The organism is Embleya sp. NPDC001921, assembly GCF_053594475.1.
On the sequence record NZ_JBSFEO010000079.1, the window covers coordinates 22,360 to 29,973 of the forward strand.

3 protein-coding genes are annotated in these 7,614 nt (G+C 70.2%); 2 read left to right on the top strand and 1 reads right to left on the bottom strand.

From position 1 onward, the window contains the following. Positions 1-49 precede the first annotated feature (49 nt). Complete coding sequence (gene pruA, locus ACWCPW_RS48405) at positions 50-1,678, top strand: L-glutamate gamma-semialdehyde dehydrogenase (protein WP_449768037.1); 1,629 nt, start codon at positions 50-52, stop codon at positions 1,676-1,678. A gap of 47 nt (positions 1,679-1,725) precedes the next feature. Here the strand turns inward: pruA and ACWCPW_RS48410 are convergent, their stop codons facing one another. After that, positions 1,726-2,289, bottom strand: coding sequence for a DJ-1/PfpI family protein (locus ACWCPW_RS48410; RefSeq protein ID WP_449768038.1), 564 nt, complete (start codon positions 2,287-2,289; stop codon positions 1,726-1,728). Between the two features lie 360 nt (positions 2,290-2,649). Between ACWCPW_RS48410 and ACWCPW_RS48415 the strand changes: the two genes are divergently transcribed. Next, the gene (locus tag ACWCPW_RS48415; RefSeq protein WP_449768039.1) at positions 2,650-7,533 is read left to right on the top strand and encodes an NAD-glutamate dehydrogenase; all 4,884 of its coding nucleotides are present in this window, start codon (positions 2,650-2,652) and stop codon (positions 7,531-7,533) included. The last annotated feature ends 81 nt before the right edge of the window (positions 7,534-7,614 follow it).

Here is a 7,614-nt window from a genome sequence, read left to right on the forward strand (position 1 = left end):
CGTCGACGCCCGGTGCATCGATTGTCGAATTCGCGGGCACTGCGCATCCATGGATGCTGTGACCCGGGTGCCCCGGCCGAGCAATGAACCCGTCCACGGCTACGCGCCGGGCTCTCCCGAGCGGGAGCGGCTGACGGCCCGGCTCGCCGAGTTGTCCGACGCGCCGGTGGACCTGCCGCACACGATCGGCGGCGAGCGCCTGATGGGCGCGGGCAAGCGGGTGCAGATCGTGCAGCCGCACCGGCGGGCGGGCGAGTTGGGCACGCTGGCCAACGCGACGCACGAGGACGCGCGGGCCGCGCTGACCGCCGCGAAGGAGGCCGCGCCCGACTGGCGCGCGATGGACTTCGACGATCGCGCGGCGATCCTGCTCAAGGCGGCCGACCTGCTGGCCGGGCCGTGGCGCGAGACGATCGCCGCCGCGACCATGCTCGGTCAGGGCAAGACGGTGCAGCAGGCGGAGATCGACGCGCCGTGCGAGCTGGTCGACTTCTGGCGGTTCAACGTGCACTTCGCCCGGCGGATCATGGCCGAGCAGCCGATCGACTCGCCGGGGGTGTGGAACCGACTGGACCACCGGCCGCTGGAAGGCTTCGTGTACGCGGTCACGCCGTTCAACTTCACCGCGATCGCGGGCAACCTGCCCACCGCGCCGGCGCTGATGGGCAACGTGGTGGTGTGGAAGCCCGCGCCCACCCAGGCACTGGCCGCGCACCACCTGATCCGGCTCCTGGAGGCGGCGGGGCTGCCGCCGGGGGTGATCAACCTGCTGCACGGCGACGGCGTCGCGGTCTCCGACGTCGCGCTGGCCGACCCGGACTTCGCGGGGCTGCACTTCACCGGGTCGAGCGCGACGTTCAAGCACCTGTGGCGCACCATCGGCGCGAACATCGACACCTACCGCGGCTACCCGCGGATCGTGGGCGAGACCGGCGGCAAGAACTTCGTGGTCGCGCACCCCAGCGCCGACCACGACGTGCTGCGCACCGCGCTGGTGCGCGGCGCGTTCGAGTACCAGGGACAGAAGTGTTCGGCCGCCTCGCGCGCCTACATCCCGCGCTCGATCTGGGAGAGCGAGTTCCGGGACGCGTTCCTGGCCGAGGTGGACGGCCTGTCCATGGGCGACGTGACGGACCTGCGGCACTTCATGGGCGCGGTGATCGACGAGCGCGCGTTCGCCAAGCTCGGGGCGGCGATCGATCGCGCGCACGCCGACGACGGCCTGCGGGTGCTGGCGGGCGGCACCTACGACGACTCGGTCGGCTGGTTCGTCCGGCCCACCGTGGTCCTGGCCGAGGACCCGTGGGACGAGGTGTTCACCACCGAGTACTTCGGGCCGCTGCTGGGCGTGCACGTGTACGAGGACGGCGACTGGGACGCGATGTTGCGGCAGATGGAGTCGGCCGCGCCGTACGCGCTCACCGGTTCGGTGATCGCGCGCGATCGGCGGGCGCCGGCGCGGGCCGCGGGCTTCCTGCGCTTCGCGGCGGGCAACTTCTACCTCAACGACAAGCCCACCGGCGCGGTGGTGGGGCAGCAGCCGTTCGGCGGCGCGCGGGCGTCGGGGACCAACGACAAGGCGGGCGCGATGCAGAACCTGATGCGCTGGACCAGCACCCGCACGCTCAAGGAGACGTTCGATCCGCCGACCGAGTACCGCTACCCGCACATGGGCTGACCGCCGCGGGGCCGACCACCGGGGCCGACCGCCGCGGGGCCGATCGCTCAGGCCGGCACCTTGGTCCGCAGCACCTGGACGAACTCGCGCATCCAGGCCGGGTGGTCGACCCAGGTGCGGGCGGAGACCAGGGTGCCGTCGACGACCGCCTCGCCGTCCACCCACGTGCCGCCGGCGGCCCTGATGTCCGGCGCGATCGCCGGGTAGGCGGCGGTGCGGCGCCCGGCCAGCATCCCCGCGGCGGCCGCGATCAGCGGGCCGTGACAGATCTGCGCGATCGGCTTGTCCGCCTCGAAGAAGTGCCGCACCAGGCGCTGGACGACCGGGTTGTTGCGCAGGTATTCCGGAGCCCGCCCGCCCGGCAGCACCAGGGCCACGTAGTTCTCCGGCCGCACCTCCACGAACGCGAAGTCGGCCGGCCACGTGTAGCCGGGCTTCTCGGTGAAGGTGTCGAAGCCCTCGACGAAGTCGTGCACGACGAAGGCGAGCTTCTTGCGCGAGGGGCCGGCGACGTGCACGTCGTAGCCCTCCTCGCGCAGGCGCTGGTACGGATACAGGACCTCCAGCGACTCCGCCGCGTCGCCGGCGATCAGCAGCACCTTCTTGGCCATGACGATCGTCTCCCCACCGAGTCCGTCCCGCCCGTGCGTTGCGTCGTTCGTCCCGCGTCCACGGTGCCCCGAGCGCCGCCTTCGAGGCAATGGGTACGAGGTGTCCGGACCGACCCGGAAATTACTTACAGGGTGATCCGAGATCCCCTCTCGGCGGCCGGGAGGCACGCGAGTAGCCTGACGATGCGGCGACGCCGCGTGGGTCGCGGGCCGGGACGACGGAGTCCCGGAACCACCGTGGGCCGGCGCACGTCGCCTGAAACAGGTACTCGCGTCAAAGCGGGTACCGGCAGTACACGGCCGGGCACGCCCGGGGACGGCAATGGTCACGCAACGGCGCGCGACAGGAGCGGCAGCATCATGCAGAGCAAGCTGGACGAGGCGAAGGCGGAGCTTCTCGCCCGAGCGGCGGAAGCGGCACGAGCGGCATCGTCACAGCACGGAGGCGGCGGGCCCGAGGGCCCGAACCGGGTGGACCTCGATGTCCTCCTGTCCCGCTATTACCGGCACACCGCACCCGACGACCTGATCGATCGCGATCCGGTGGACGTGTACGGTGCGGCGATCTCGCACTGTCGACTCGCGGGGGAGCGCCCTCAGGGCACCGCGCGGGTCCGGGCGTACACGCCCACGGTGGAGGAGAACGGTTGGGCCTCCGGGCACACCGTGGTCGAGATCGTCACCGACGACATGCCCTTCCTGGTGGACTCGGTCACCAACGAGCTCTCCCGCCAGGAACGCAGCATTCACGTGGTGATCCACCCCCAGCTCATCGTCCGGCGCACCATCGCCGGCGAGCTGCTGGAGATCGTGGACACCACCGACGCACACGGTGTGCCCGAGGACGCGATCGTCGAGTCCTGGATGCACATCGAGATCGACCGGGAGAGCGACCGCGAGGATCTGCGCTCGGTCGAGACCGGGTTGCAGCGGATCATCAGCGACGTGCGCGAAGTGGTCGAGGACTGGACCAAGATGCGCGACACGTCGCTGCGGCTGGCCGACGAACTCGCCAACGACCCGCCGGCCTCGCTGCCGGAGGAGGAGATCGGCGAGGCGTGGGAGCTGCTGCGCTGGCTCTCCGAGGACCACTTCACCTTCCTCGGCTACCGCGAGTACGACCTGGTGTGCGAGGACGACGAGGACGTGCTGCGCGCGGTGCCCGGCACCGGCCTGGGCATCCTGCGTGCCGACCAGGACCTGTCCGCGTCCTTCAGCCGGCTCTCCACCCGGGCTCGCGCGAAGGCCCGGGAGAAACAGCTACTGATCCTGACCAAGGCCAACTCGCGGGCGACCGTGCACCGTTCGGCCTACCTCGACTACATCGGTGTGAAGAAGTTCGACGCGGCCGGCAACGTGGTCGGCGAGCGTCGTTTCCTGGGCCTGTTCAGCTCGGCCGCGTACACCGACAGCGTCCAGCGCATCCCGGTGGTGCGCCGCAAGGTGCACGCGGTGCTGGAGAAGGCCGGCTTCCCGCCGGTCAGCCACGACGGCCGGGACCTGTTGCAGATCCTGGAGACCTACCCGCGCGACGACCTGTTCCAGATCGCCGTGGACGAGCTGCACGACATCGTGATCAACGTGCTCTACCTCCAGGAGCGGCGCCGGCTGCGGCTGTTCCTGCGCAAGGACGAGTACGGCCGGTTCTACTCGGCCCTGGTCTACCTGCCGCGCGACCGGTACACCACCGAGGTCCGGCTCAAGATGCAGGACATCCTGCTCGCCGAGCTGGCCGGTTCGGTGGTCGACTACACCGCGCGCAACACCGAATCCGTGCTCGCGCGCCTGCACTTCACCGTGCGCGTGCCCACCGGCGCCGAACTCGGCGACCCGGACGTGGACTACATCGAACGACTGCTGTCCGAGGCCACCCGCTCGTGGATCGACGACTTCGGCGAGGCCCTCGTCGCCGAATGCGGCGAGGAGAGCGCGGCCGAACTGTCCCGCCGCTACGCACACGCGTTCGGTGAGGGCTACAAGTCCGACTTCCCGCCCCGGACCGCGGTCGCCGACCTCAAGCGGGTCGAGGAGTTGACCCCCGAGGCGGACTTCAAGCTGCACCTGTACGAGCCGATAGGAGCACTGCCCGGCGAGCGGCGCTTCAAGATCTACCGCACCGGTCGGCACGTGTCGCTGTCCGAGGTGTTGCCGATCCTGCAGCGGATGGGCCTGGAGGTCGTCGACGAGCGGCCCTACGAGCTGCGCCGCACCGACGGGACCGTGGCGTGGGTGTACGACTTCGGTCTGCGCTACGACGCGACGGCGATGTACGGGCAGCCCGAGGACGTCAAGGAGCTGTTCCAGGACGCGTTCTCGGCGACCTGGACCGCGCGTGCGGAGAACGACGGGTTCAACGCGCTGGTCTTCCGGGCCGGGCTCACCTGGCGCCAGGCGATGGTGCTGCGCGCCTACGCCAAGTACCAGCGGCAGGCCGGGACCACGTTCGGGCAGGAGTACATCGAGGACGTCCTCGTCTCCAACCCGCACACCACGCGCCTGCTGGTGAACCTGTTCGAGGCCCGCTTCTCGCCGGGCCACCAGCAGGCCGGCACCGAGCTGGTGGACGGCATCGTCGAGGCCATCGAGGGTGCCCTGGACCAGGTGGCCAGCCTGGACGAGGACCGCATCCTGCGCTCGTTCCTGGCGATGATCAAGGCGACCCTGCGGACCAACTTCTTCCAGCACCGCGAGGACGGCGAGGCGCACGACTACCTCTCGCTCAAGTTCGACCCGCAGGAGATCCCCGACCTGCCCGCGCCGCGGCCCAGGTTCGAGATCTTCGTCTACTCGCCCCGGGTCGAGGGCGTGCACCTGCGCTTCGGCGCGGTCGCGCGCGGCGGGCTGCGCTGGTCGGACCGGCGCGAGGACTTCCGCACCGAGATCCTGGGCCTGGTCAAGGCGCAGATGGTCAAGAACACCGTGATCGTGCCGGTCGGCGCGAAGGGCGGGTTCTTCTGCAAGCAACTGCCCGACCCCGCGGACCGCGAGGCCTGGCTGGCCGAGGGCATCGCCTGCTACCGCACCTTCATCGGCGCGCTGCTGGACATCACCGACAATCTCGTCGACGGCGAGGTCGTGCCGCCGGCGGACGTGGTGCGGCACGACACGGACGACACCTACCTGGTGGTGGCCGCGGACAAGGGCACCGCGACGTTCTCCGACATCGCCAACGAGGTCGCGCAGGCGTACGGCTTCTGGCTGGGCGACGCGTTCGCCTCCGGCGGCTCGGCGGGCTACGACCACAAGGGCATGGGCATCACCGCGCGCGGCGCGTGGGAGTCGGTCAAGCGGCACTTCCGCGAACTGGGTCACGACACCCAGACCGAGGACTTCACCGTGGTCGGCATCGGCGACATGTCCGGTGACGTGTTCGGCAACGGCATGCTGCTGTCCGAGCACATCCGGCTGCTCGCCGCCTTCGACCACCGGCACATCTTCCTGGACCCGAACCCGGAGGCGGCGGTCTCCTTCGCCGAGCGGCGCCGGTTGTTCGACCTGCCGCGCAGCTCCTGGGCGGACTACGACAAGGAACTGATCTCGGCCGGCGGCGGGGTGTACCCGCGCACCGCCAAATCGGTGCCGATCAACGCACAGGTGCGGCAGGCGCTGGGGCTGCCGGACGCGGTGATCCGACTCACCCCGGCCGAGCTGATGAAGGCGATCCTGCAGGCTCCCGCGGACCTGTTCTGGAACGGCGGGATCGGCACCTACATCAAGTCGAGCGGCGAGTCGCACGCCGACGTCGGCGACAAGGCCAACGACTCGATCCGGGTCAACGGCGCCGACCTGCGGGTCAAGGTCGTCGGCGAGGGCGGCAACCTGGGTTGCACGCAGCTCGGTCGGGTCGAGTTCGCGCTCGCGGGCGGCCGGATCAACACCGACGCGATCGACAACTCGGCGGGCGTGGACACCTCGGACCACGAGGTGAACATCAAGATCCTGCTCAACCAGGTCACCGCCGCCGGCGACATGACCCTCAAGCAGCGCAACGAGCTGCTCGCGGCCATGACGGACGAGGTCGGGCACCTGGTGCTGGCCGCCAACTACGGCCAGAACTGCGCGCTGGAGAACGCGGTCGCCCAGGCCGGCAGCCTGCTGCACGTGCACATGCGGTACATGCGCCGGCTGGTGCGCGACGGGCACCTCAACCGGGAGATCGAGTTCCTGCCGACCGACCGCCAGTTGCGCGAACGGCAGCAGAACGGGCAGGCGATGACCCAGCCCGAGCTGGCCGTGCTGCTCGCGTACACCAAGATCGTGATGGCCCAGGACCTGATCGCCTCGGACCTGCCGGACGACCCGTTCCTGGCCCGGGAGTTGTACCGCTACTTCCCGAGCGCGCTGCGGGCGCGGTTCGCCGAGCAGATGGACCGACACCCGCTGCGTCGGGACATCATCACCACGGTCGTGGTGAACGAGGTGGTCAACCTCGGCGGTCTCTCGTTCATGTTCCGCATGCGCGAGGAGACCGGCGCGTCGGCGGAGGAGGTGGCCCGGGCGCACATCACCGCGCGGGAGATCTTCGGCGCGGACCGGATCATGGGCGCGATCGCGGCGCTGGACAACAAGGTCCCGGCCGAGATGCAGACCAAGCTGCGGCTGCACAGCCGGCGGCTGATCGAGCGGGCGACCCGCTGGTTCCTGGGCAGCCGACGCGAGATCGACATCGCCGCGCAGGTGGAGTTCTTCCGCGACGGTGTGGCCGAGGTGGTCGCACACCTGCCCAAGGTGCTGCGCGGCTCGGACCTGGCCTGGATGGACGGGCTGTACGAGGAGTTCACCAAGGCGGGCGTGCCCACCGAGCTGGCCACCGCGGTGGCCGGGATGTCCTCGACGTACGCCGCCCTGGACATCGTCGAGGTGGCGCACGAGTCCGAGCGCGCGGTGCTCGACGTCGCGCAGGTGTACTTCGACATCGCCGACCGGCTGCCGATCGCGCACCTGCTCGACCGGATCATCGAACTGCCGCGCAGCGACCGGTGGAAGTCGATGGCACGGGCCTCGCTGCGCGAGGACCTGTACGCGGCGCAGGCCGGGCTCACCGCGGAGGTGCTCGTCTCCGGCGAATCGGAGGACACCCCGGAGCTGCGGTTCAAGGCGTGGGAGCACCGGAACGCGGCCGTGCTCACCCGCGCCCGGTCCACGCTGGACGAGTTGCAGGAGGCGGAGAACTACGACCTCGCGACGCTCTCGGTCGCGATGCGGACGATCCGTACGCTGCTGCGGACCGGCAGCATGAGCTGATCGGTTCGCACATGCCGCCGGCCCCACGGACTTCGCCGGCAACACCCTGATCCCCGCAATGATCAGCACCGCCGGGACCAT

Coding starts and splice junctions, on each gene's coding strand:
- pruA (WP_449768037.1), top strand. CDS start 50: ATGGATGCTGTGACCCGGGTGCCCCGGCCGAGCAATGAACCCGTCCAC.
- ACWCPW_RS48410 (WP_449768038.1), bottom strand. CDS start 2,289: ATGGCCAAGAAGGTGCTGCTGATCGCCGGCGACGCGGCGGAGTCGCTG.
- ACWCPW_RS48415 (WP_449768039.1), top strand. CDS start 2,650: ATGCAGAGCAAGCTGGACGAGGCGAAGGCGGAGCTTCTCGCCCGAGCG.